The organism is Paenibacillus mesotrionivorans (assembly GCF_046098205.1).
Taxonomy (GTDB): Bacteria; Bacillota; Bacilli; order Paenibacillales; family NBRC-103111; genus Paenibacillus_AR; species Paenibacillus_AR mesotrionivorans.
The window spans coordinates 306,662-330,404 of record NZ_JBJURJ010000004.1 but is presented as its reverse complement, the minus strand read 5'-3'; the positions used below and the strand labels follow the sequence as shown (position 1 = coordinate 330,404).

The window sequence follows — 23,743 nt, the reverse complement described above, 5'->3', positions numbered from 1 at the left end:
CTGTCTACGGAGGTTATTTTTAGGTCCCTTGGGCTTTTTTTAGTTTTGGGAATCTTAGGGGCATGCCAAAAAGGCCTGCCGGATGCTCAGCTCCGTGCCGGGCTTCTTGGGTTCTTGGGTTCTTGTACGGTGCGCTCCAACACAGCTTAAGATGGGCATAACCCCACTTTCTCACACAGCAAACTGCAAAAGTGCAGTTATTTCCGGAGAAACCCCCGGTTGGGCAGCTTTACCTGCAAAAGTGCAGTTATTTCCGGCTGCAGGATTTTGATTGGGGGGAGAACGCATAATTAACTGCACTTTTGCAGGATGAGTCCGGTTATGACGAAATCCGACAAAAATAGATGCACTTTTGCAGTTGCGCGCCCCGCCTCCATCGTCAAAAAGCCCCAACCCGCATAACGCCGGTCAGGGCACACTTGAAACTATAATTTGCCTATCATCTGCTCATACCTATCACCTGATCAAGCGTATCATCCCGCTAACCCTTTCCGATAAGGTCGGAAATATCCACAAACCCTGCCACAGCCCGATTTTTGCTCACCAGCCGGTTGAAGTAAATCCGCTTGCCATCCTGGGAAAAGGTCGGGTTGGGATGCACCTGCAGCCCGAACACTTCTTCATGGAAAGGATGGGAGTCCAGCACTGCCACAGGCTCCAGCTCCCCCTTGCGGTACAACCGGATATCGATGGAGGAACCGGGAAAACACGTATCGCTGGCAAACCATTTCCGGTCCGGAGACCCGTCAATATGATTGCCGATGCCCCCCAGCGGCTCAATAATCTCCCCGTCCAGTGAGTAGCGGTTCATCCGGCTGGTTTCCTTCACGATCCGTTTACCGTCATGATGATGGTACATAGCCATGTACGAATCATCGTCATACCACAGCTGATGGATCGGTTTGTCAGGGATCAGATGCCACGCCCCGGTCTCCAGATCATAACAGCCTAAAGCGCCCAGCACCTTGCACTCCTCCACGGAAAGCCGCATCATTACACGGGTTGCCGAGGGGTTCAACTGAACATGGCTCATCCGGATGGTATTTTCGTTGGGAGTCAGCCCACGGCTGCGGATAAACGCCAACAAATCTTCGCTGTCCATCACCTGACGGATTTTCCCCGTAGCCAGCTCCAACGTGTACACACCCGGCCGGCCAATCTCCGGGTAATCCGGATTTTGTCCCACATATTGGTCGGATATGCTGAACGGATAAAATCCGTTTTCCCCGCGGTGGCTTTCCTTGGCGATGATGGGACCGTACACCGCCTGCTCCCGGCGGATATCATAGATGAGGAAATAGCTGAACTGCTGTTCATTTTGCCCGCGGAAAACAATCCAGTCATTATTCAAAAAAGTCGCCGAAGGCCCGTTATGGTTGCCGCATATTACCTCGTACACCTTCCGGTGGCCGGTAAGATCGTAGTTGCACACCCAAATCTCCGTCCGGTGATCGTCTGCTCTGTCCAGATGCTGCTTCCGGGCATACACCAGCAGGCTTCTGTCCGGGCTCTCGGGAAGGCCGCCGTTCATCCCCAGAATCGAGCTTCCTTCCGCTCCCTCCCAAATGGGTGTAAAAGCAAAAGCTGTCATTGCGCCATTCCTCCATTCATTATTTATCCCGTCATTATGTCCCCCACTATACAAGCTGGGGAATTGGACCGGCAATTGGACATTTTTGCAGAACGAGCTATATGGGGTAAATCAGAGAAATAGCCCGTCCCGGTATTCCCAGGCGGGCTATTCGCTCCATAATGCGCTTTATACGCCTTACATCACTGCATACGGCGAATCTGCTCCAGATCGGCACTGCACAGCACATCCAGATGGCGGAAAATTTTCTCCGCGGGCCAGTCCCACCATTGGAGCCGGAGGAGGTACTCCGTCAGCTCCTCATCGAAGCGGCTGCGGATCAATCGGGCGGGATTGCCGCCGACGATGGTGTAAGGGGCCACATCCGAGGCCACCACTGCATTCGCTGCGACAATGGCTCCGTCGCCAATGTGCACACCCGGCAGAATCACCGCATTCTGCCCGATCCACACGTCATTGCCAATGACGGTGTCGCCTTTGTAGGGCAGCTGCTCCAGAGAGGGAGTCGCCTTTTCCCAGCCGCCGCCCATAATGTTGAAGGGGTACGTAGTGACTGAGCCCATCCGGTGGTTGGCCCCGTTCATAATAAACTCCACACCCCGGGCAATGGCGCAGAACCGGCCGATGATCAGCCTGTCGCCGATAAACTCGTAATGATGGGTCACCCGCTCCTCGAAGCGCTCGGCCCCATCCTTGTCGTCGTAGTAGGTATAGTCGCCCACAATAATATTGGGACGGGTAATGACATTTTTGATGAAACAAATCTGCTTGATCTGCGGATTGGGAAAAATGGCGTCCGGATCTGGTCCGTAGTTCGGCATCGGCGTCACTCCTTTTTGGGCGCGGCATTGTCCCCCACCGGCCATTCTGTATTGATTGTACCGGATGGGCTCCCTCCCGCACAATCATCTTGCTTTGGCACAAGCATAGCTGCCGTTTTTTTTCACCGCCATAAAAACATAATACCCCTCCACTTCCCGGATGCTCACCCCGCCAAAAATCGAGATCAGCTTCTGCTTATACCACTCCTTGCGTTTGGTCACCATGTAAAACTGCCCCTCCCGGGCCAAACGGTTGAAGCCCTTCTCAATAAACCGCTTGGGCACCGAGAAGTCGGCGTGGTAAGGCGGGTGGGTGATGATCTTGGTAAAATGGGTCTCCCGGGTGGCGGAAAAACCGTCGCTCACTATAACCTCCGCTTCCGGCACGCCGTTAAGCCGGGCATTCTCCCGGGCGCAGGAAGCAGCCTCCGGGTCATTGTCGATCATCAGAACCCGGTCCGGACCGATGAGCTTGGCCGCCGTTATCCCGACGACCCCATAGCCGCATCCCAAATCACAAACCCTGTCCTCTGGGTCAAACTCGATAGCCGATAGCAAAGCCAATGTCCCCTTGTCAATGCGCCGCGGCGAAAACAGACTGCTCTCCGTCTGGAATTGCAGCTCCATACCTTTGATGGTGGTTGTAATCATCGTATCGTGTAAGCTCCTTTTGTTGAACATATCAGCCGCTACAAACCTGTTGGAGCATAACGCCGTTTGCCAGGTTATGGGGTTTGGCATAATGAGACAAAATCTCTTCCACCCGGCTGTAATCCTCCAGCGGCTCCCGGTAGACCTGATGCAGGTCAATATCGGAATGGGCATCGGCTTCGCCTCTAGCTACAGACGAGCATACGTAGATGGCTTTTACCTGTTCTTCGTTCATAGCAATTCCTCCTCGATTTTCAGTAACTGAACGCAAAAAGGCCGCAGGCAACCAGGGACTTGATCTTTCACAAGTCGCCTGGTGCCTACGGCCCCAAACGGTAGGCATCCGATCACGGATGCATCCGGCTATCACCGGACTTACATAGTTCGATTATAAAACTAACTCTTTCATAAGGTCAATATTCAACTGGCTTACCCTACAGTTATTGAAATTATAGAATTGTAATCGTACTGGATGGGTGTTACGATAAGCGTTAAAAAATGTCAGTTCATTTGAACCTGCTAATCTGGGAGGCCAATACCGTGAATGACAGAGATTTAATAGATTTGGTATTAAATTTTACCCAACAGATCGATGAATTACAGGTGAAATATTATCCTCTTACGCAAGACTCCAGCCAGGATACATCTGTTGTATTCGCAAATTATAAAGCGGAGGCGGAGAAAATTTATCTTCGTTATTTGACGAAAAAGGACAGAACCTATTATATCGGCATCAATTCTCCGCCAAAATTCGCGGGGGTCAAGAGCAATACTCCCAGCAAGGTGGAACACACAAAAAATGGTGCGGTGGTAACCTTTTATACAAACACAGGACTTTTAGATTTTCAGTTTATTCTTACCTGTAAAAATGATCAGTGGCTTATTAACAGCTTTAAACAGCGATACCATTCTGATGATAGGGAATTAACGTATAAATGGCAATACAGTAGTTTTTAAATAGCAAAAGACGGCCCCTGCGCCAACATTTTTAAGCAATTTCCAGTAAGCTTGATATGCTTGTTATATTGAACAGGTCGATTATGGTCAGATGCCACCATGATAGACCTGTTTTTGTTTTCTCCGTTTTCTTGCGTGAGCTCTAGTTTCGGCGACGATCCAACTATTCATGATCATACCCACTGAAGAATCATCAATGGAATAATCGACATATCGGAAAGAAACCGCCCCGATGCTGGGCGGCTTTCGTGCTAGAGAGTACGGGAGGCTTGTTTTACCAAATCGGTTAGCATTCCGCTATCAATCTGCTCACCACTACGGAACTTGATCGTCTTCCGCTCCGGGGGGCCGTCGAACATTCCTTCGGGCAGCTCCAGCTCCGCCGCGTTGAAAATCGTGAAGCTAACAGCATCCTTTGAGGTCGAGATCACCGCTGCATACTTTTTGTTCTTCAGGAAATGAGGCTTATTGTATTGTATGCGTTCCTGAACATCGGGAATGGCACTGTGGACGACTTGGCGTAATTCTTGGCATAGACCGGCTTGCCACGATTCTTTGACTTTCCCGATAAAGTCGGTAACCTCTTGGTTCATTTGTCATTCTCCTCCCGTAACCTTCATTTATTCAGTTGCACAATCGGAAGCAAGCCTGCCTCGCAGCTTCTCGTTATGAATCGACAGTCCAATAAAATTCACTCATCTTTTTTTCAACATTCCCCACTGATTTCCCTTCCCGACCCTGGTTTAAAAGTTAAATTTCTCCTTAGAACCTGGCCCGGCAAGCTCCTTGGATAAATTTGTTTTAAGCTTGACAATCAAGAAAAGCCGCAGGCAGCCAGGGGCTTGATCTTACACAAGTCGCTGGGCGCCTGCGGCTCATTATAGATGCTCCGCGGGTCAATATACGGTGGCTTGCTTAACCCCGCTGCCTTCAAGAGGCTCTCTTATTCGGCAGCCGCCCGATCCGCGAATACCGCCATGGCATCCCGCATGAATACGGCCAACCCTTCACCGAACTTATCAATGTTCTTGGTGAAACGTTCGTCACAGACATACATCTCGCCCAGACCCTTGAACGCTTCAGGCGAATAGCTGCCCATCCGGTTGAGATATTCCCACCACAGCTTAATGGCAGCTTGAGCTTCATCCGATTCAGGGGACATGTGTCGCAAGTCGGCCAGCTTGAAGTAAATCTCATTCATCTCCTGCCCCAGCTTCTCCTGCTCCTCCTTGGACATGGCCCCCAACCGGGCGTTGGAGCTGTCTACCGCCTTGTCGCCCCAGCGCTGCCGCGCCTCCTTCTCATACGGGTTGCCTTTGGTAAAATCAAATCCCGCAAACTTCTCTTTATCGGTCATGTGAATCTCTCCTTTATGGTGTCGGATGGTTTGGTCGATCACCTTGATCATCCGGTCCAGCTGCCCGCGTCGGTCCACGAGCATCCGCCGCTGAAGCGCCAACGCTTCGGTGCGGTCATAGTCAGGATCCGTGATAATCTCCTTGATCTTCGTCAGGGAAAACCCCAGCTCCCGGAAAAACAGGACCTGCTGCAGAGTTTCCAGATTGGCGCCGGAGTAAATGCGGTATCCGGATTCCGTCTTTTCCTCCGGCTTCAAAAGCCCGATCTCATCATAGTGGTGCAGCGTGCGCACACTGACCCCCGTCAGCTCGGCGACTTCCTTTACCTTCATCCTCTGCATCTCCCTTCACCACTTACTCTAAAGGATCACGTAACGTGAGAGTCAATTATTTTTTTAAGGAATAAGCAGCGTTGTGGTAAAAAATGTTCATTGCATTAAAGTTTAACCCTCAAAATAGGCATAATAGGACGTGCACTTTCACAAACAAACTTATACAATAATTCTATAAATTTGAATACCGAATAACCTTCACCAAAAGAGGGGTGAACTTGATGAGCAAAAAAGTTGGCATTACTCTCCTATGTCTGATTGTACTGATGGTGGGTCTGGCTTACGCAGGGTATGAGCATCACCAGAAAACCAGTACTTATAAATATAGGGCTATGGCTTATATGAAAAAGTTTGATCCTTCCACAAAGTTTGAATATGTGGATGAAACCCCTAGCGAGTATCGGCCACTTGCAGGCCATTTCGTCGATGTTCGTCTCAGAGATGTAAATACAGGAGAAATCCAGGAAGTTGGATTTAATAACGGCAGATTAATGCCTATGGCCAAGCGAGATCCATCCACTCCACCGTTGGTGCTTCTTGCTGTGAATGAAGAGGAAGATTTTATAAACGAAATAATTGGCCTCACCCTCCTCTGTATGTTCTTAGTGACAGTGTGTCTGGCTTATGTAGGGTATGGGCAGCATCGCAGGAACCGCGGCTATAAATACAAGGCTTTGGCATACATGAGAAACTCTGTTCCTTCCATGATCTTCGAATATCTAGATCAAACCCCAGAAGGACAGCCGGATCGGTTTGGAGGGGTTGTCGCTACTGTTCATATCAAGAATATAACCACAGGTACAATATGGGCTGTCGAATTTCTAGGTGGCCGAGTCAACTATACAAGGAGAGTACACGGAGACATTCCAGAGAAAGCAGCATCTATTGAAAAAACAGATTAGCATGAATCTAAATTTTAATATGGTCTCGGGTGATCCCATTTTATATTGAAAGCAATCTTCATTTTATTAAAAGTCATTAATACTTCAGCGGGTGTACCCACTGGTAAGGCTAAAAGATAATGAAACTTTGTAAACTGTAATACAAATACAAGGTCCAGGGGAAAATCATAATGAAGAAAAAGCTGACATATATCATATTCTTTCTGATCTTTTTATCCGTTATTTTGATAGCATATTATACAAATAATAAAATCATTCGGCCTAATCAACATGCATTGCTATTAAAGGGTACAGAGAAATACGCAAATAATTTAAACTATTATTATCCCTTCATTACGGGGCTCATCTCTGAGCTTGTGGATCACGAAAAAGGGACCTTGCCTCTCACCGCAAACGAACGATTTGATCAGTTTAACTTATTAGAGCAAATTCAGATTATGGAAAGACTAACTAACAATGCGATTGATGAGAAGGGGAATGAAGGAATATTTACCTTCAAAAGACACATTTACGAAAAAGTCATTATTCAAACCAGTTTGGGTCAATATTCATTCTTGAAAAGCTCGCACACATTGACACTCCCCTCTGGGATATGCTTTGACAAAACCAACTATAATACCCTTCTTGAAATAAATAATAAAAAAGTAATGGTTAATGATGCTCAGCTAAGTGTTAAAGCAGCATGGGGGATTCCAATTCAATCTGAAAAGATAGAGGAAAAAATCACTAACACTTATAGCAATGAAGCAGTAGTCACCTTTATTGATGACAAAGTTGTCTCAATCTACCTAAAAGGCGTGGATACTCTGGCTGGAGAATTTAGGTTTAAGTAATATGAATCCATATTTTTATCCTTTTTCACTTTTATTATAAAGTGTCCCATAATGTATACTTCATTATTTAAGTCGGGTTGACTATAAAATGAAGATGTAACTATAATAGTTACATCTCAAAACGAAAGGAGCCTACCTCATGAAAATTGAAGTATGGTCAGATTTCGCCTGCCCCTTCTGCTATATAGGAAAACATCGTCTGGAGGCTGCCCTGGAGCAGTTTGCCCACCGGGATCAGGTGGAAGTGGTCTTCAAAAGCTTCGAGCTGGACCCCCGGGCTCCCCAAACAGTAGAGCATGACGTCCACCATATGCTGGCTGCCAAATATGGCATGACCCGCGACAAAGCCATCGCCATGAACAAAAATCTCACTGACCAGGCTAAAGAAGTCGGGCTTACCTTTAATATGGACTCGATGAAATTGACTAACACCTTCGATGCCCACCGCTTGACGCATTACGCAGCAGAGGAAGGTAAACGGGACGATGCCATCAACGAGCTGTTTCGGGCCTACTTTACGGATTCTCTCCTTTTGGGTGACCATAACACCCTGGCGGATTTGGCGCAAAAAGCCGGTCTGGACCGCACCGCAACCCTGACGATGCTGGCCGGAAACGACTATGCCGAAGACGTCCGCGCTGATGAAGAGGAAGCGCAGCAGTTGGGGGTCACCGGAGTGCCCTTCTTCGTCATCGATCGGAAGTATGCTGTTTCCGGGGCGCAACCCACAGAGGTTTTCCTCAAAACACTGGAGACACTCTGGCAGGAAACTCAGCCACTGAAGATCATCGGCAATGATGGAGACGCAGGTATTTGCCAGGACGGATCGTGCTCGGTTAATTAATGAGAAAAAGGAGCTGCTCAATGGGTAGCTCCTTTGTTTTTGGCCGGTAAGGAATCTCTAACGAATCTGAGAAACGCTATTTGGCCACATATGGGCCTTTCTTCAATCTAACGAATCCTAGCAACGCTATTTGTCCGAATTGGCGCCCAAATGCCTTCAAACGAGACAAATAGCGTGGCTGAGATTCGTTAGATTTTATTAGCATGCCTATTTTGGCAAAATAGCGTGTTACAGATTCGTTAGCCGAACAAATGCGCAAATAGACCGCCCAAGGTCAAAGGATACGGTCTTATTAGCGTCATCCATCTCATTAAAGCTGTCCGCCCTTAAAGCGGCTATTGCTGCGGAGAAGTCATGTTAGCCCATGGCTCCTTTTGCAATGCGGAGTGACCTGATTAGCCCCCCGCTCTCCTTGCCATGGCCTTACCCTCATCCATGACAAAGCCGAATTGTTTGTACAACTCATGAGCGTCCTTAGTACCCAGTCTACCCGTCAGGCCGCGCAGCTCCTCGGAGTTGATCACCGCATCCACCAGTTTTTTGCCCAGTCCCGTACCACGGTAGGCTTCGTCCACGTACACATCCGCCAGCCAATACATGGTGGCCAGATCTGTGACCGCCCGGGCGAAGCCAATTTGCCTGCCTTCATGGTACAAGCCGTAACAAAGGGAGTTCCGGATGGAGGCTTCGATCACCTCCACAGGCCTTTCTGACGCCCAGTAGCTCCGCCCCAAAAAGCCGGAGATCGCCTCCACCGACAGCAGCATTTTGTCATCGCTAATCAGGTAACCGTCAAATTCGATATGCATTAGAATGCCCCCTTGACTCATGTAACCCCGGTGCCGGATCTTGATGATACTTTGGGAGCATTATACTGGAATTTTCCAATCTTGCCTAGACAAAAAAAGGGCGCACACCGGATCGGGGAACCTGTGCCGCACGCCAAAAAAAGCCCATCCTTCGCCGCATTCGCGCGGAACCAGACAGGCTTTCTTTTCCTATATCTGCCGTATCAGCAGCTGATGCCGGATAACTGCTGTTCTAAGCTTTAATCCTCCTCCACCTTGCGCACGTCCACCTTCACCGTCAGGTTTTGGCTGCCGCTGCCCCGGTAGATGCCCTTCACGGGAACGATGTCCTTGTAATCACGGCCGTGGCCCAGCTTCACGTAGCGCCAGCCTGTCTCCACCTGGTTGGTGGGATCGAAGCCCCGCCAGCCGCTGCCCGGAATCAACACCTCCACCCAGGCATGGGACGCCTGCTCAAAATCCGCATTGTTCCCGGTGATATCCCCGACAAAGTGGTAGCCGCTGACATACCGCGCCGGCACGCCATGATACCGGCAAACCGCCAGCATCAGGTGGGCGTATTCCTGGCAGACCCCCCGCCGCAGCTCCAGGGTTTCCTTCACTGTTGTGTGCACATGGGTTGCATCCGGGTCATAGGTCAGGTCTTCATGAATCCGCTTGTTCAGCTCCTGGGCCCAAGGATAAATGCCCTCGTCACCTGGCCCGTACGGTTGGGCATACGCCTCAAGCTCCGGCGTAAACGCCGTGTACACCGTCGGCAGCAGATACTCCACAAACCGGTCATAAAAGGTATCTGTCCGCATCAATTCCAGCTCCGCCTGCGGCCGCAGGGCAGGCTCCGGCCATACCGTCTCCTGGGTGCTCACCACGGACTTGACCCGGATGGTCAGCTGCCGGTGGGCTTTATTCACCGTGAAGGCATGAACCCGGTTGCCGAAATAGTCCTCATAGGTCAACAGAGCCGTGGACGGCTCCACACTTACCTCATGGCTGTAGCAGGATTGCCTGCTGTTGGTGCGGGGGGTCAGCCGGACCTCATTGACACTGTCCGTAGCCGAATCCGCGTAGGAATAACGGGTCATATGCTGAATTTCCAGCTTCATTGGGCTGCCGCCTCCATTCGAAAAAAGGTATCCGCCATGGTCCTCCCCAGGCTGCGGCAGCCCTCCGTCAGCTGCTCCAGCAGCAGCGCCGTCTCCGGCAGGCCCAGATCGTCACGGTCCAGACAGCCCAGCTCCGCCTTCAGCCTGCCCGCTTTGCGCCGTGCTTTTTCATGCTGGGAATAAGGCTGCTCCCCTTCGTAGAGACTGATCTCCTCCAGATGCTCCTCCAACTGCAGGAAGGAGAAGTAGACCGAGCGGGGAAAGCTCTCCTTGGTCAGGAGAAATTCCATAATATGCGGACCGGACAGCCCGTCGGCATATACCCGCCGGAACGCTTGGTAGCCGCTGACGGATTTGAGAACTGCCATCAGGTACGGGTAAGGGGCCGCCTGATCCGCCCGGATGGCACCAAGTACCGACTGGAGAATCCGCACCGTATTTTCCGCCCGCTCCAGAAAACGGCCGCATTCGATGAAATGCCACTCCTGCTCCCGCTGCATAACAGAATGCTCCACACCTTGGAACACCGCCACCTTTTCCTTCACCCGCCGGAAAAAGTTATTGGGGCCCTCATCCAGAATATCTGCCACCTGCACCTCCCCAAGCCACAGGTAAAAGGAGTTGGCCGCCTCCCAGAGCTCGCTCGGGACCTTCTCCCGGATGGTGCGCAGATTGCTCCGGGCCAGGGACACACAGGAAAACAGAGAATTGCCGTAGCCCCTGTCCAGGGTAATGAAGGAAATCACATCCCGCTCTGTAAACTGCTCGAACTGCTGGAGATAATCCCCTCTGGCTCCGAACGCATCCACCAGACGGGACCACTTATGCTCCTCGTGGGCAAAATCTCCTTCATGCTGAATATGGTAATGAACATCCACCAGACGGGCGTGATTTTCCGCTCTTTCCATGTAGCGTCCGATCCAGAACAAAGCCTCCGCATTGCGGTTCAGCATGGCAATCCCCCGCCTCTCTTACGATAGTTGTTCTTTCCGTTCATCCTTCATCTTGTCTTGTATCCGGGGGCTCCCCCAAAAGTAACCGGATTAAGCTTCGTCAGCTCTCTTCACTTTTGGGGGCTTTTTTCGGGGGCACCCCCAAAAGTAATCGGAATACGCTTCGTCAGCTCAACTTCACTTTTGGGGGAACGTATTACGCCATTACCCAGGTATCCTTGCAGCCGCCGCCTTGGGAGGAATTCACCACCAGCGAACCCTCCGTCATGGCCACGCGGGTTAATCCCCCGGGAATCACATGAACTCCTGCTGTTCCTCCACCCATGAGGATGAAGGCGCGCAGGTCGATATGCCGCGGCGCCAGCTGGCCTCCGGTCAGTACGGGAGCCCGCGACAGCCGGATGGTGGGCTGGGCGATATAACGGCCCGGGTCAGCCATAATTTTGGCCCGGAACTCATCGATTTCCGCCTCCGATGCGGAAGGACCGATCAGCATGCCGTATCCGCCGGACAGCGATGTTTCCTTCACCACCATTTCGTGGAGACGGGACAGCACATATCCCCGCTCCTCCGGCCGGGACAGCACATAAGTGGGCACATTCCCGATAATCGGCTCTTCCTTCAAGTAGTAGCGGATCATATCCGGCACATAGGCGTACATAGCCTTGTCGTCAGCCACACCAGTTCCCGGCGCATTCACAATAGCCACATTGCCTGCCCGGTAGGCATTCATGATTCCCGCCACCCCCAGCATGGAGGTCGGGTCAAAAGCAAGCGGGTCCAGATAGTCGTCATCAATCCGCCGGTAGATCACATCCACCTGGGTCAGTCCGCCCAGACCGCGGATAAACACCTTATGGTCCATCACCACCAGGTCCCGGCCTTCAACCAGATGAATCCCCATCTGCTGGGCCAGAAAGGTATGCTCATAATAGGCGGAGTTGTATTCACCGGGGGTCAAGAGCGCAATGACGGGGTCTTTTTTCCGGGTAGGGCAAAGGCTGCGCAAGACAGTCAGAAACCGGTTGAGGCTATGCTCCACATCCCGGATGGAGGAGGACAGGGTCAGCTCCGGGTAGAGCTGGTTCATCATGGAGCGGCTTTTGAACAGGTACGAAAATCCAGAGGGACAACGCAGGTTATCCTCCAGCACATAATAAGCGCCGTGCTCATCGCGGATGAGGTCGATGCCGGACGTAGTGATATATACATCCTCCGGCACCCGCACATGCATCATCTCCGGGCGGAAATACTTGTTGGCCACCACCATCCGCCGGGGCACAATGCCATCCTTCACAATCTGCTGCCCGTGATACACGTCATACACAAACCGGTTCAAGGCCGTAATCCGCTGCAGGAGCCCTTTCTCCAGGACATCCCACTCTTCCTTGGGAATCACCCGGGGAATCAGATCGAAGGGAATCGTCCGTTCCAGGGGCTGGATCTGGGAGGGGGAATACAGAGTGAAGGTGATGCCCTCCTCCATCATCCGCCGGTTGAAGGCCGCCTGTTTGGCTCCCGCCTCCCCCGCCTTCAGGGACGCGAGCTGATCGAACACCTGGCTGTAATGGGAACGGACCTGCATGCCGTTTTCCGCAAACATCTCATCATAGAAACCTTCCAGCGCATAAGGCGCAATCGGCGACCGCTCCACCGCTCCCATAGCTTCAAGCCCCCTTCATATAAAAAACGTCCATCATCCGCACGGGGAAACATTCCGACCGCCTCAACAATCCGATTTCAGCACTATATAACATAAACATGACATAAAATTGCGGGTTCAAAAAGGAATAAAGTGTAGATTCTATAGTTTTATAAGAATAAGTGTAGTCTCGCCCCATTTTTATGTCAAGTATCTTTACATGGTTTTTCAGAAAACTTGAATAAATGGCCAACATGACCGAGAATCATTTCAGATGTATATATCCCTCTTCGGAATCATAGACAATATCCGCTTCTATACTCGTTGCCGCGAAGGCGGGTGTGGTGGGTTCGTTGAGTGGCCGGAAAATAGTCATACAGGGTTATAGAGTCTCCTGGATATGACACTGTCCAGGGGATTGGCTCCTGGCCGGGGTTGGATACCAGAATAAAATGCTCTCCTTGTTTTCCTGTATCTTCAAACTCCTCCCCTTGCGCCATATAACAACGGGTCTTTCGGTCAATGAGCAGCCGCCGCGCCGCTGTCCGCCAGCCAGCCCGTTAGCTCGGATCAGGGATCACATTTTGCACGGGAAGAGAGGTTATGCCTGTCCGGATATCGAAAGCCTGCACGTCGTACTGCATTCATGCCCTGCCGCGTTGCCGGCATTGTGAGAATAAGTCTTTCCTCCCGGTCAAAACCATGTCCCACCGCAAGGAACTTCCGGTGTAGCTGTCCATCCCGTCATTCATCAGCACATCCGCAAGGGGAACGGTCCGCAGGCTGTTTCCGGCGGGGTCCACAATCACGGCATCCATGAGAAAATGTTCCCTTCCCTTAACGTATGCAAGACGCCTTACAAGATGAACCGCAAGCTTGTTCGCCTCCGGGGAAACCAGTGTCTGCATAATGGTTACGTCGGGATGGAGGGTTGTATCCCACTCCAATCGCAGGCCATTCTCCGTTTCCGTCAGGTAAGGCTTAAAGGCGGGCATTGCGGCCTCAGCCGATAGTGCTGTTTATTGCTTCGGGGGACGGTTCGCCTAAGGTAGGGGGCAGAGAAAAACCGGAAGCAGCGGATGAAGGTGAAGGCCCATTCCGGGACATTGCCCATACGTCGGGGCCATTCCCCAGACTGTCCTTCCCCATTCTCCTCACAGCCGCCTGCGGCCAGCATCCCTCCCAGCAGAACAAACATCAGCCATGGCTTAGCCGCTTTCATCCGGGGTCTCCTTATTCCCTGATTATACCAAGTAAAGGAATATCTGAACACAAGAATAAACGCCTTTCCGCAAAATCCGGAAGGCGTTTCTTATCGTTATTGTCCTGGTCGCAGGCACGCGTGATTTACCGCTAGTCCAAGCCGCGGCTGACCGTCTTCAAGCTGGTTATACCCCGCCCCTGGGGCGTTTTTGCCACCATTTCACCTCGCCGCGGATCAGCCCTACGAAGGCTTCCGCCACAGGGGACAGCATCTCCTCCTTGCGGGTACATACCGCGATGGGATTCATCAGTGTCAAGCCCCGGACAAACACCCGGGATACCTCCTTGCGCTCCACATAGTCGCGCACCGCCATGGAGGAGATAAAATTCGCTCCGTACCCGGCAATAACCGCACGCACCGCCTCGCCCACACCATTAAACTGCAGGCCTACCTTGGGCGGATTCACATTCAGCGCCCGGCACAGCGAGAAGAGCCGCTCCCGGGTGGAGCTGCCTTCCTCTCTCAATATAAAAGGAACCTTCATCATCTCCGCCAAAGAGATTTCCTGGCCTGCATAAGGATGGCTGTTGGGAACAATAAACCACAGCTCGTCCTCCAGCAGCTGCTCCCAGGCAATCCCCGGCTGCTCTTCCCAGCCGCCCCCGTACACCGCCACCTCTGCGTCATAATGAAGCAGTTGCTCCACCGCCTCCCGGGAATTTACGGTGGTCAGCACCACCTCCACCTGGGGATGCTCCTGCTTGTAGCGTGCCAGCCATTCAGGCAAAAGCAGGTTGGCAGGCAGATAGGTAGCTACAATCCGCAGCACGCCGCTGAAGCCGGCCTTGTACTCCCGGATGCCCGACTCAATCTCCCGCTCCAGGGCAAACAGCCGTTTGGCATAATCCGCCACCAGCCTGCCCCCGTCCGTCAGGAGCGCTCCCCGGCCCTTGGGAGCCAGCAGCGCAAACCCCAGCTCCTTCTCCAGATTGCGCACCTGGGCGGTCACTGCCGGCTGGCTGATCAGCAAATCCTCCGAAGCCCGGGTCACTCCCCCTTTTTCCGCAACGGTATGGAAAATCCTCAGGGCGTGCAAATTCATCATTACACCTGCTTCCTACATCAAAATTGATGAAAAACGAAAAAATATATATTTTTCTTATGATTGCTTTTCCTTTATTCTAAGAGATAGAGAAAAAATTCACAAGCACTAAACACGGACAAGGAGTGGAGAGTAATGCGTAAAACGAAAATTGTCTGTACCATCGGACCGGCCAGCGAAAGTCCGGAGATGCTGCGCAAGCTGATTCGCGCAGGCATGAGCGTGGCCCGGTTGAACTTCGCACACGGCGAGCCGGAGGAGCATACCGCCCGTATCCGCAACATTCGGGAAGCGGCAGCCGCCGAGAATGCCTATGTGGCTGTCCTCATCGATACCAAAGGTCCCGAAATCCGCATCGGCAAGATGGAAGAGGCCTTCGTAGAGCTGGTTCCCGGCGAACACGTCACCCTCACCACCGAAGAAGTGCTTGGCACCAAAGAACGTATTCATGTTACTTATAAACAGCTGCCCCAGGACGTGAAGCCCGGCGGCATCATCCTGATCGACGACGGTCTGGTCCGTTTGGAGGTCGTGAAGGCTGAAGGCACCGAGATCACCTGTCTGATTAGAAACGGCGGCCGTCTGAAGCCCCGCAAGGGCGTCAATGTTCCCGGCGTCAAAACCAGCCTGCCCGGCGTCACCGAAAAGGATATCCGCCATATCAAGTACGGCGTGGAGCAGAAGATTGATATTATCGCCCAATCCTTCGTGCGCAAGGCCGAGGATATTCTGGAGATCAAGCATATCCTGGACGAGCTGGGCGCCGGCCATATCCAGGTTATCGCCAAGATTGAAAACGATGAGGGTGTGGAAAATCTCGACGCCATCATCTCTGTAGCCGACGGCATTATGGTCGCCCGTGGCGACCTGGGTGTAGATCTTCCCGTTGAAGATGTTCCCCTGGTTCAAAAGGATATGATCCGCCGCTGTAACCTGGCCGGCAAACCTGTTATCACCGCGACTCATATGCTGGAGTCCATGCAGCAGAACCCCCGCCCCACCCGTGCGGAAGCAGGCGACGTGGCCAACGCCGTGTTCGACGGCACCGATGCGGTTATGCTCTCCGGCGAGTCCGCCGCAGGCAAGTATCCGCTGGAGTCCGTGGAAACCATGGCTCGTATCGCCGCCAAGGCAGAGGGTGCATTAGACAGCTACAGTTGGCTGACCCTGCAGGCTGACCGCAAAACCCACGACGTAACCGGGGCAATCGGTCAAGCCGTAGCGCAAGCCGCACTGGAGCTGGGTGCCAAGGCAATTCTGGCGCTGACCGAAAGCGGCTTTACCGCCCGGATGATCGCCAAGCACAAGCCCAAGGCGCCGGTGATCGCCGTTTCCTCCAAATCCAGCGTGCTTCATGCGCTGACCGTGTCCTGGGGTGTAATCCCCGTGCTCCGCAAGGAGCAGGTGGCCAGCACGGACGAGGCCATTCTGGCCGCTGTGGAGCTGGCCAAGGCCGCCGGCCATCTGCAGGACGGCGACCTGGTAGTGGTTACCGCAGGCGTTCCGGCGGGTGCCACCGGAACCACCAACCTGCTGCGTATCCACCACGTGGGCGACGCGCTGTAAGCTGCATAGGCAGGCCGCCGGAAGAGGCGGCCTGCCTGTTGGCGCGGGGCGAGACATGAGGCAGTACGAATAGCCACAACACACACCGACATACTCCGGCCAGCGTACACACCGTGCGCCCGGCCACATTCATGTGTCGCGTACGTCCGTGACGTTCGTTACACCCGATAGGCCCGTTACGCTCGTCACACCGTCACATCCGTAACGCTCGTCTCGCTCGTCACATCCGTTACACCCGTCATACGCGTAACACTCGTCACGATCTTCATACCCGCTACACCCAGCATAATTGTCACACCGTCGCAGCATGTAAGCGCCAAACAATGTATGCTATTGGCTCCATACCCGCCTCCAGCAGCCATGTAAGCGCCATACAATGTATGCTATTGATATTTTTCATCCTGTTTTGAGCCGGTTTTGGCTCAATAGCATACAAAACATGTATCTTATTTGCCCGGATTGCCCCACTCCCGGCGGTTTAGCATACATTTGTTGTCCGCTATCATTTCCCCCTTGCACGTACACCTTATTATACTGCTCCAGAACCAACCAGCCAAAGCGGCAGGACGAGGCACCAGGCCCGTTCTGCCGCTTTTATTCATGGACAGCGCATGCTTAGAGACAGTGAATGCTTCCGGGACAGCTCATGCTTTAGGGCAGCAATAGCTTCAGGAACTGCTTATGCTTCCCGGGGAGGGCATGCTTTCGGGAGGAGTACATGTTTTAGGAGCAGTACATGCTTCTGGAGCCAGTACATGCTTCGGGAGCCAGTACATGCTTCGGGAGCCAGTACATGCTTCACGAGCAGCGGCAACTTCACGGACAGCGCAAGCTGAAACGATGGCGTATGGTGAAACGATGGCGTACGCCTAATGCCCGTTACCCCATTCCAGGCCCCCACTCCCCATGCAGCATCGACCACCGCTTTCTGTGCCGGTTACACCCCCGGATGAAGCCGCTCCCCTGCCCGCAGCGCCCGGCGGATGGCCGCCAGCCGCAAATCGGCTGCACGCAGCTCCTCCAGCAGCTCCAGCTCACCCGCCTCCGTTTTCAGCACACCCTTCAAGGCGCCGTTACCCAGCACCAGCCGGTAATGCCCGGATAAGGCGAGAATCGGATCATGCGTAGCCATGATCACAATCTTTTGGCGGTCCACCAGAATCTCCAGGGCCAGCCGTTTGTCGATGCCGGCATTTTCGATCTCGTCGATCAGCACGATGGGCGAGTCGGAAAGAATGGCCGTATCGGCTATCATCAACGCCCGGGATTGCCCGCCGCTCAGCGCCGTAAGCGGTGTGTCCAGCGTAAAGGCCTCCCCCGCCAGCCGGTTGGCCTGCTCCAGCACCTGCTCCGCCAGACTCCGGCCGCCGCTTTGGGAGACGAACCCAACCTCACTCGCCTCCACGTAAGCTTTGGAACAGCTCTCTTTACCAACTCCAGCCTCTGTCTGTCCCGCTCCACAACTCCCTTTACCCTCCCCAGCCTCTGTCTGTCCCGCCCCATAACTCCCTTTACCCTCTAGAGCTTCTGCCCGTCCCGCACCGTGCCCACCCGCAGAAAAACCGGTTCGCGAGCCGATTCCCGCCTGCTCTACTCCTGTTTCAGTTGACAAGCTCCCTCCCGGCTCCTCTAGCTCCAGACAAGCCGCGTGCATGGCAATAAACTCCCCCACCGTGGCATCCAGCACAAAATTCATATTTTGCGACAGCTGGGCGATGAGCTTGGTACCGATGCCGAACCGCTCCGCCGGGTCAGGGGGCTGGCCGTTCAACAATATCTGCCTGCCGCTGGGGGTATCCCGCTGGGCCAGGTACTCGATATCCGCCAGCAACCGACTTTTGCCCGAACCGGTGGGGCCAACCACAGCCGCAATGTCCCCCGGAACAAGGTGGAGCCGGCAGTCCTCGGGCTGCCCGTTTTTGTCACGGCCGCCGCAGATGGTAATGGATTGCACCTGTTCCATGATGATTCTGCCTCCTTGTTAGTTTTGTGGTATGGAAGCTGCAAATCGCCATGACGCCTATCCGCACGATGAGGTGCCTGGGAGCATCGGACGGGGGATGCACTCAAGACACCTGCCGCCGCCCTCAACCCCCAGCCTCCCCCTCCTCTGCAGGCGTCCACAGCTTCCGTACATTGCCCATCTGGGCATCCTCACCAATCCTGGTTTCCCCCAGACAGTAGGAGCACACCGCCGCAGGCATGGAAAACCGCAGCTTGGAGCCATCCAGCGACTCTACCTCCGGCGCCGTCAAAAACACATCCCTCGCCCTTTCCTTTCCCTGTCCGGTAAGCCCATTCATCGGAATAATCTCCGCCTTGGGATTGGCCTTCCGCACCCGGTAGCGGAACACCTCCCGCTCTGCCTGGGAGACAATATCCCCCTTGGTGAGAATCACCGTATCCGCCAGCTTGAGCATAGGCCCGATTTTGGCAGGGGTGTTGAGCCCAGACAGATGGTCAATGACGCAGACCGACTGGACCTGCCGGATGTAAGGCGAGCAGCGGTTGCACAGCCCGGCGCTTTCCGTAATCAGCATATCCGCCCCTATGGAGCTTCCCCACTCTAAACAGGAGGCAATATTGGTAACAAAATAATGGTCAGGGCACAGATTCCCGGACAGCCCAACCAGAACAGGAATTCCCTTTTCCTGGTATAGCCTGTCGTCAAAGGTGGCCATACAATCAAATTTAACTACGCCCGTGCGTTTTCCCGCTTCACTCAGCGCTTCAATAATGCGCAGGAGTACAGAGGTTTTGCCGCTGGAGGGAGGCCCGGCCAACGTAATCAGCTTCATAGGCTCCGCCCCTTGCAGTAGCCCCTCATGAAACGTTCCTCCGTGTCCAGCTTCACCGATCCGATATCCTCATGCCACACCAAATCCCAACCCATCCACATCAGCTTGGCATCGGGCGGCAGTTTGCTCTCCACCGAAGGGTTCAGGGCGGGGAAGCAGGCATTTTCGTACAAGGCCGACACTCCGGGTCCTGTGAGATAATCCGTCAGCGGCTGGAGGCGCTCACGCGACGCGGCTTTGGCCAACAGGAACACCGGACTTGCGATAGCTCCCTCCTCCGGCCAGATAATGGCGGTTTTGTCCTTGCGGGGAATGGTTTTGGCATAAAAATACGGCATCACCGATACCGCAGGCGCATCGGCATGTCCCGTGCCCGCCAGCTTAACCATTTGGGCAGGATGCAGCCCATCCTTCACAGACTCTCCGAACCGCTCCACCGCCTCCGGGCCAAAAACATGGCGAAGGGTCAGCAGCGTGGTTTCGCAAAAATCCTTGTTGTTTTTGCCCCGCATATTCACCCTCCGGCTCCACTCGGGCTTCAGCAGCTCTGCCCAGGACCGTGGAACAGGCAGGCCGTCCAAACGGGTCAGATCCGCCACCATCACCAGCGGGTTCACACAAAGCACCGTATACCAGCCCTTCGGATCAACCAGCTCCAGATTGCCAAAACGGGGATTGCCCCTCCAGCCGTCCGTCACATCCGCAAACACGCCGCGCTCCAGGAATTTTTCCCGGAAATCCGAATGAAAAAAGCTGCTGATGCCCGGGGAGATAATCAGCTCCGGCAGCTCATCCTCATGCCGGTAGGCCTTGACCTGCTCATAAAATCCGGTTTGGGTGGCATTCCCCTCAAACACAATCCTCGACGTATCGAAGCCCGCCCATTCCCCCGCTTCCTCCCGCCTGGCGAAATCCTCCTCCACCGGCACCTTTAACGGACAGGGCATCATCGCCAGCAGCGTCGGAACAAAATCATATCCCGCCCATCCCTTTTCTTGGATTTTCCCGTTCAACCGGACCACCTCCAACGGACATTTTACCCGTATCATACCATTCTTCTTCCAGCAGGGCCTAAGCACAATTCTGTGTCTATGTCAGGTTATATAACATAAAAACTGCACGCCTGAAGAATCAGGGTGCAGTCCGGAAGAAAAGTATGGATATATTTCCGTTGTGGCTCTTCCCGGCTTAGAGACTGCGACGAAATAAAGTACCGCTAATTTCCTCGCAGCTCCTTACAGAATCGGGCTGCCATTGAGACACAGCTTCAGAATCCACTCCCAGGGGCCATACCCGGAAGCCACATTGATATGGCCCATATCAGGCAAGGTTAGACTGGGCACGCCCATTCTTTTGTAAACGAGGGCATCCTCCAAGGAGCAATACGGATCTGTGGTGGACAGGATCAGAAGGGTTTGCGCAGCTGCGTGCTGCAGCTCCTCCAGACGGTCCGGCACAGGGAAAAAGCTTGCTACCTCCTCCAGCCTGGTATGGACGGAAGGCGGTGCCACCAGAAACACACGCTCCGCCTTGCGCCGGACTCCTTGGGCCGCATAATGGAACCACAGGATACAAGCCAGGCTGTGGGCCACCACCGTCAGCTCCTCATCTTCGGGAATGGCATCGATGGATTGGGCCAGGTCAGCAAGCCACTGCTCCTTGTCCGGATGATCCGGATTGGGCAAGCTGGGGTAATGGACCGTTTCCCCACGGGCGCTAAGCCCGCGTGCCAGCCAGGATTGCCAATGGTCAGGACCACTGCCGCCCAGACCGTAAAGAATCAAAAAGCTGCGTTTCACAACACTTTCCTCCATTTCGTCTGTCAACCTGCCGGGGTCAGGGGCGTTTGCCCGCCCGCAGCGCGGTTATCACATTTTCCGCAAAAGGATGCTCCGTCCCTTCGAACGCACGAACTGCTGCCTCCACATCGTATGGCACCCTGCGGATGCCCAGGGAGAAGACAGGTGCTGAGCCCGCATACGGCTCATCAATCTCCAGCACAGCATAAGAAGCGGCTGTATTACCGTCAAAGGGCAGCCCGACGCTGCCGGTATTGGCTACCACCTTGCCACCGATGTGGCGGAGGTAAGGCATATGGATGTGTCCGTAAAGCACGATGCGGGCTTCCGTTCCCTCGAACATGCGGGTCAACACCTGCTCCTCTACATCTGTTGGCAGCACCTGCTCCAGCAGATTGCGGGGATTGGCATGTACCATGCGGAAGCGCAGACCCTTTACGGGCTCCTCCTCATGGGAAAAGGGCAGGCCGGCCAAATATTCCAGTTCCTCCGGGGTTAACTGTTTCCGAGTCCATTCCATTTCTTCCAGCAAGGCCGCCTGCTGCTCCTCTGACTTGGCAAAACCCGGCTGGATGAGATTGCAGCCCACCAGTTCGTCAATATTGCCCTGGATCACCACCGTATCCAGCTGGCGGATTCTCCGCACACATTCGGCAGGCATGGGGCCTTTGAACACCAAGTCCCCCAGCACATAAATTTTGTCCGCCTTGAGGGTGGCAATATCCAGCAGCACCGCCTCCAGCGCATGGTAATTGCCATGAATATCGGAGATAAAAGCAAGCTTCATCGAGAACCGCCTCCATTTTTATTAAATGCTTTTGGGGTTGCCCGCCCTTCCCTTTTGGGCGGCGCCTCTGTGTACCATGTGCTGGGGTGTATGCGATTGCTATGGCCCATGCTGCTGGTTTGCCCACTAACTGATGGTTTATATTCGGTTTTTCAAGTATAATTAACCTTTTTTCCGCTAACTGATGGTTTGGATATGATTTTTCGAGTATAATTACCTGTTTTACCCACTAGCCGGTGGTTTGTGTATGATTTTTCGAGTACGCGCCCCTATTGCTGCCCCTGGATTCCTTCCCGGTAGGCTTTCAATATGCGCAAAAACACGTTGGGGAAAGCCAGCTGGTCCAGTTCCTCCCAGCTCATCCAGCGGTAGCGGGGCGGCAGGCCGCCACTGCCGCGGGACTGGGCCATCCCCGGCGCCGCGCCGGGAGCAGCGCCCTGGCCCATGGGGACGGCGCTGTCTGCAGCCGCCCCACCGTACCACGCGGCACTCTCCGCCGCCGCATAGCCCTGCGCCGCCGTTCCGACGGCGCCAAAATCCGGCGCGGGCCGGCAGCGGTACACCGCCAGGTCCCACCGGATATGGCTGAACAGATGCTCCGCATCCATCAGCCATTCCACCGGCAGGACCGCGGCGCCCTCCTCCGCTGCCAGCGCAGCCGCCAGGAAGCCCATGGCCCGGCCATGGGCTTCCGGCCCCGCCGCCGCTCCGCTCCCGGCGGCGGCCAACCCCCGCGGCCGGCGGGCTGCGCCCCGGCCACGCCCCGGGCTTGCCGCAGCGGCGGAGATGCCGTCACCGGCATCCCCGCCTCCGGCAAGCAGCCCTTCCGGGAGCTGCACATGCGGCAGCTCCCACATCCGCGCCAGCAGGCCTTCGACAGGCCGCTGGCGGACCAGAATGCGCCCCGCGTTGGCGCCCGTGCCCTCTACCAGGGCAACGGCGCGGTGCTCCGGGCGGGGAGGTTTGGCCTTCGCCTTCAGCGGCAGCTCCTCCGCCCTGCCCGCCAGACGGGCGGCGCAATGCTCCATCACCGGGCATGGCAGGCAGTGGGGGGATTTGGGCGTACAGATGGTAGCGCCCAGCTCCATCAGCGCCTGGTTGAATCCCCCCGCCTCACTCTCGGGGATAAGTGAACGTGCCAGCTTTTCAATCCCGATGCGGGTGGAAGGTTTGGCAATATCCTCCTCCAACAGAAAATACCGCGACAGCACCCGCATCACATTGCCGTCCACCGCAGGCTCCGGCAGATTGTAGGCAATGCTCATAATCGCACCGGCGGTATACGGCCCAACCCCCTTAAGGCTGGCAATCCCCTCCGGCGTATGGGGCACAACCCCTCCGAAGTGATCCCGCACGTCCCGCGCCGCCGCCTGCAGATTCCGCGCCCGCGAGTAATAGCCGAGCCCCTCCCAGGCCTTCAGCACCTGCTCCTCCGGCGCATCCGCCAGCTTGTCCACCGTCGGGAACAGCTCCATAAACCGGTTAAAAAACGGAATCACCGTCTCCACCCGGGTCTGCTGCAGCATAATCTCCGACACCCAAATATGATACGGGTTCCGGCTCCTTCTCCAGGGCAGGTCCCGGTTCCCGGCTTTATACCACGTTAGCAAGGGCAACGAGAACCGCTCCTGTGCCAACTCCTCTTGCTGTTTATCCAAAACGGGTTCCTCCTTGTTTGCTTGGCCGCCGCC

General features: G+C 54.3%; 24 protein-coding genes. 5 read left to right on the top strand and 19 right to left on the bottom strand.

Translation table 11 applies throughout. From position 1 onward, the window contains the following. Positions 1–481: 481 nt before the first annotated feature. From ACI1P1_RS08060 to ACI1P1_RS08045, 4 genes are all read right to left on the bottom strand, one after another. Entirely contained in the window at positions 482–1,591 is a 1,110-nt protein-coding gene (locus ACI1P1_RS08060; protein WP_416215853.1) for a hypothetical protein, read from the bottom strand. 182 nt (positions 1,592–1,773) lie between these two features. Next, complete coding sequence (locus ACI1P1_RS08055) at positions 1,774–2,412, bottom strand: Vat family streptogramin A O-acetyltransferase (protein ID WP_416215852.1); 639 nt, start codon at positions 2,410–2,412, stop codon at positions 1,774–1,776. Between the two features lie 84 nt (positions 2,413–2,496). Further along, entirely contained in the window at positions 2,497–3,063 is a 567-nt protein-coding gene (locus tag ACI1P1_RS08050; protein ID WP_416215851.1) for a class I SAM-dependent methyltransferase, read from the bottom strand. A 31-nt stretch (positions 3,064–3,094) separates the two neighbouring features. After that, complete coding sequence (locus ACI1P1_RS08045; RefSeq protein WP_416215850.1) at positions 3,095–3,298, bottom strand: nucleotidyltransferase domain-containing protein; 204 nt, start codon at positions 3,296–3,298, stop codon at positions 3,095–3,097. Positions 3,299–3,603: 305 nt separating this feature from the next. On the opposite strand from ACI1P1_RS08045, the gene ACI1P1_RS08040 reads away from it, so the two are divergent. After that, on the top strand, positions 3,604–4,020 hold the full coding sequence (locus tag ACI1P1_RS08040) for an NTF2 fold immunity protein (RefSeq protein ID WP_416215849.1): 417 nt from the start codon (positions 3,604–3,606) through the stop codon (positions 4,018–4,020). A gap of 251 nt (positions 4,021–4,271) precedes the next feature. Here ACI1P1_RS08040 and ACI1P1_RS08035 read toward each other — a convergent pair whose 3' ends face one another. Further along, positions 4,272–4,613 (bottom strand): DUF1801 domain-containing protein, encoded by a 342-nt coding sequence (locus ACI1P1_RS08035; RefSeq protein ID WP_416215848.1) that lies wholly within the window; start codon positions 4,611–4,613, stop codon positions 4,272–4,274. A gap of 350 nt (positions 4,614–4,963) precedes the next feature. Next, positions 4,964–5,710 (bottom strand): MerR family transcriptional regulator, encoded by a 747-nt coding sequence (locus tag ACI1P1_RS08030; RefSeq protein ID WP_416215847.1) that lies wholly within the window; start codon positions 5,708–5,710, stop codon positions 4,964–4,966. Between the two features lie 221 nt (positions 5,711–5,931). Between ACI1P1_RS08030 and ACI1P1_RS08025 the strand changes: the two genes are divergently transcribed. The 3 genes from ACI1P1_RS08025 (at position 5,932) to ACI1P1_RS08015 (ending at position 8,289) form a co-directional block, all read left to right on the top strand. Next, on the top strand, positions 5,932–6,612 hold the full coding sequence (locus ACI1P1_RS08025; protein ID WP_416215846.1) for a hypothetical protein: 681 nt from the start codon (positions 5,932–5,934) through the stop codon (positions 6,610–6,612). Positions 6,613–6,782: 170 nt separating this feature from the next. Then, positions 6,783–7,445: a hypothetical protein gene (locus tag ACI1P1_RS08020; protein WP_416215845.1), complete on the top strand. Its 663-nt coding sequence runs from the start codon at positions 6,783–6,785 to the stop codon at positions 7,443–7,445. 139 nt (positions 7,446–7,584) lie between these two features. Further along, positions 7,585–8,289, top strand: a complete 705-nt coding sequence (locus ACI1P1_RS08015; RefSeq protein ID WP_416215844.1) for a DsbA family oxidoreductase — start codon at positions 7,585–7,587, stop codon at positions 8,287–8,289. Between the two features lie 395 nt (positions 8,290–8,684). Here ACI1P1_RS08015 and ACI1P1_RS08010 read toward each other — a convergent pair whose 3' ends face one another. From ACI1P1_RS08010 to ACI1P1_RS07980, 7 genes are all read right to left on the bottom strand, one after another. Further along, the gene (locus ACI1P1_RS08010) at positions 8,685–9,098 is read right to left on the bottom strand and encodes a GNAT family N-acetyltransferase (protein ID WP_416215843.1); all 414 of its coding nucleotides are present in this window, start codon (positions 9,096–9,098) and stop codon (positions 8,685–8,687) included. Positions 9,099–9,337: 239 nt separating this feature from the next. Next, a complete protein-coding gene (locus tag ACI1P1_RS08005; protein WP_416215842.1) occupies positions 9,338–10,201 on the bottom strand; it encodes a transglutaminase family protein in 864 nt (287 codons plus the stop codon). Then, complete coding sequence (locus tag ACI1P1_RS08000; RefSeq protein ID WP_416215841.1) at positions 10,198–11,154, bottom strand: alpha-E domain-containing protein; 957 nt, start codon at positions 11,152–11,154, stop codon at positions 10,198–10,200. Before ACI1P1_RS08000 ends, ACI1P1_RS08005 begins: the two co-directional genes overlap by 4 nt. A 196-nt stretch (positions 11,155–11,350) precedes the next feature. Beyond that, complete coding sequence (locus ACI1P1_RS07995; RefSeq protein WP_416215840.1) at positions 11,351–12,817, bottom strand: circularly permuted type 2 ATP-grasp protein; 1,467 nt, start codon at positions 12,815–12,817, stop codon at positions 11,351–11,353. Between the two features lie 623 nt (positions 12,818–13,440). Then, positions 13,441–13,791: a hypothetical protein gene (locus ACI1P1_RS07990; RefSeq protein ID WP_416215839.1), complete on the bottom strand. Its 351-nt coding sequence runs from the start codon at positions 13,789–13,791 to the stop codon at positions 13,441–13,443. Next, positions 13,767–14,018: a hypothetical protein gene (locus ACI1P1_RS07985; RefSeq protein ID WP_416215838.1), complete on the bottom strand. Its 252-nt coding sequence runs from the start codon at positions 14,016–14,018 to the stop codon at positions 13,767–13,769. Before ACI1P1_RS07985 ends, ACI1P1_RS07990 begins: the two co-directional genes overlap by 25 nt. A gap of 166 nt (positions 14,019–14,184) precedes the next feature. Beyond that, on the bottom strand, positions 14,185–15,102 hold the full coding sequence (locus ACI1P1_RS07980; RefSeq protein WP_416215947.1) for a LysR substrate-binding domain-containing protein: 918 nt from the start codon (positions 15,100–15,102) through the stop codon (positions 14,185–14,187). A 135-nt stretch (positions 15,103–15,237) separates the two neighbouring features. Between ACI1P1_RS07980 and pyk the strand changes: the two genes are divergently transcribed. Continuing rightward, positions 15,238–16,668, top strand: a complete 1,431-nt coding sequence (pyk, locus tag ACI1P1_RS07975) for a pyruvate kinase (protein WP_416215837.1) — start codon at positions 15,238–15,240, stop codon at positions 16,666–16,668. A 937-nt stretch (positions 16,669–17,605) separates the two neighbouring features. On the opposite strand, the gene ACI1P1_RS07970 is transcribed toward pyk, so the two are convergent. The 6 genes from ACI1P1_RS07970 to mutY form a co-directional block, all read right to left on the bottom strand. Further along, positions 17,606–18,631 carry an ATP-binding cassette domain-containing protein gene (locus ACI1P1_RS07970; protein WP_416215836.1) on the bottom strand — a complete coding sequence of 342 codons (1,026 nt, stop codon included), beginning with the start codon at positions 18,629–18,631 and terminating at the stop codon, positions 17,606–17,608. A 124-nt stretch (positions 18,632–18,755) separates the two neighbouring features. Then, positions 18,756–19,466: a GTP-binding protein gene (locus ACI1P1_RS07965; protein WP_416215835.1), complete on the bottom strand. Its 711-nt coding sequence runs from the start codon at positions 19,464–19,466 to the stop codon at positions 18,756–18,758. Next, positions 19,463–20,515: an ABC transporter substrate-binding protein gene (locus ACI1P1_RS07960; RefSeq protein WP_416215834.1), complete on the bottom strand. Its 1,053-nt coding sequence runs from the start codon at positions 20,513–20,515 to the stop codon at positions 19,463–19,465. The genes ACI1P1_RS07965 and ACI1P1_RS07960 overlap by 4 nt, the downstream gene beginning before the upstream one ends. Positions 20,516–20,701: 186 nt before the next feature. After that, entirely contained in the window at positions 20,702–21,265 is a 564-nt protein-coding gene (locus ACI1P1_RS07955) for an RBBP9/YdeN family alpha/beta hydrolase (protein ID WP_416215833.1), read from the bottom strand. Positions 21,266–21,302: 37 nt separating this feature from the next. Continuing rightward, the gene (locus ACI1P1_RS07950) at positions 21,303–22,052 is read right to left on the bottom strand and encodes a metallophosphoesterase family protein (RefSeq protein ID WP_416215832.1); all 750 of its coding nucleotides are present in this window, start codon (positions 22,050–22,052) and stop codon (positions 21,303–21,305) included. Positions 22,053–22,321: 269 nt separating this feature from the next. Next, positions 22,322–23,710 carry an A/G-specific adenine glycosylase gene (gene mutY, locus ACI1P1_RS07945; RefSeq protein WP_416215831.1) on the bottom strand — a complete coding sequence of 463 codons (1,389 nt, stop codon included), beginning with the start codon at positions 23,708–23,710 and terminating at the stop codon, positions 22,322–22,324. Between the last annotated feature and the right edge of the window lie 33 nt (positions 23,711–23,743).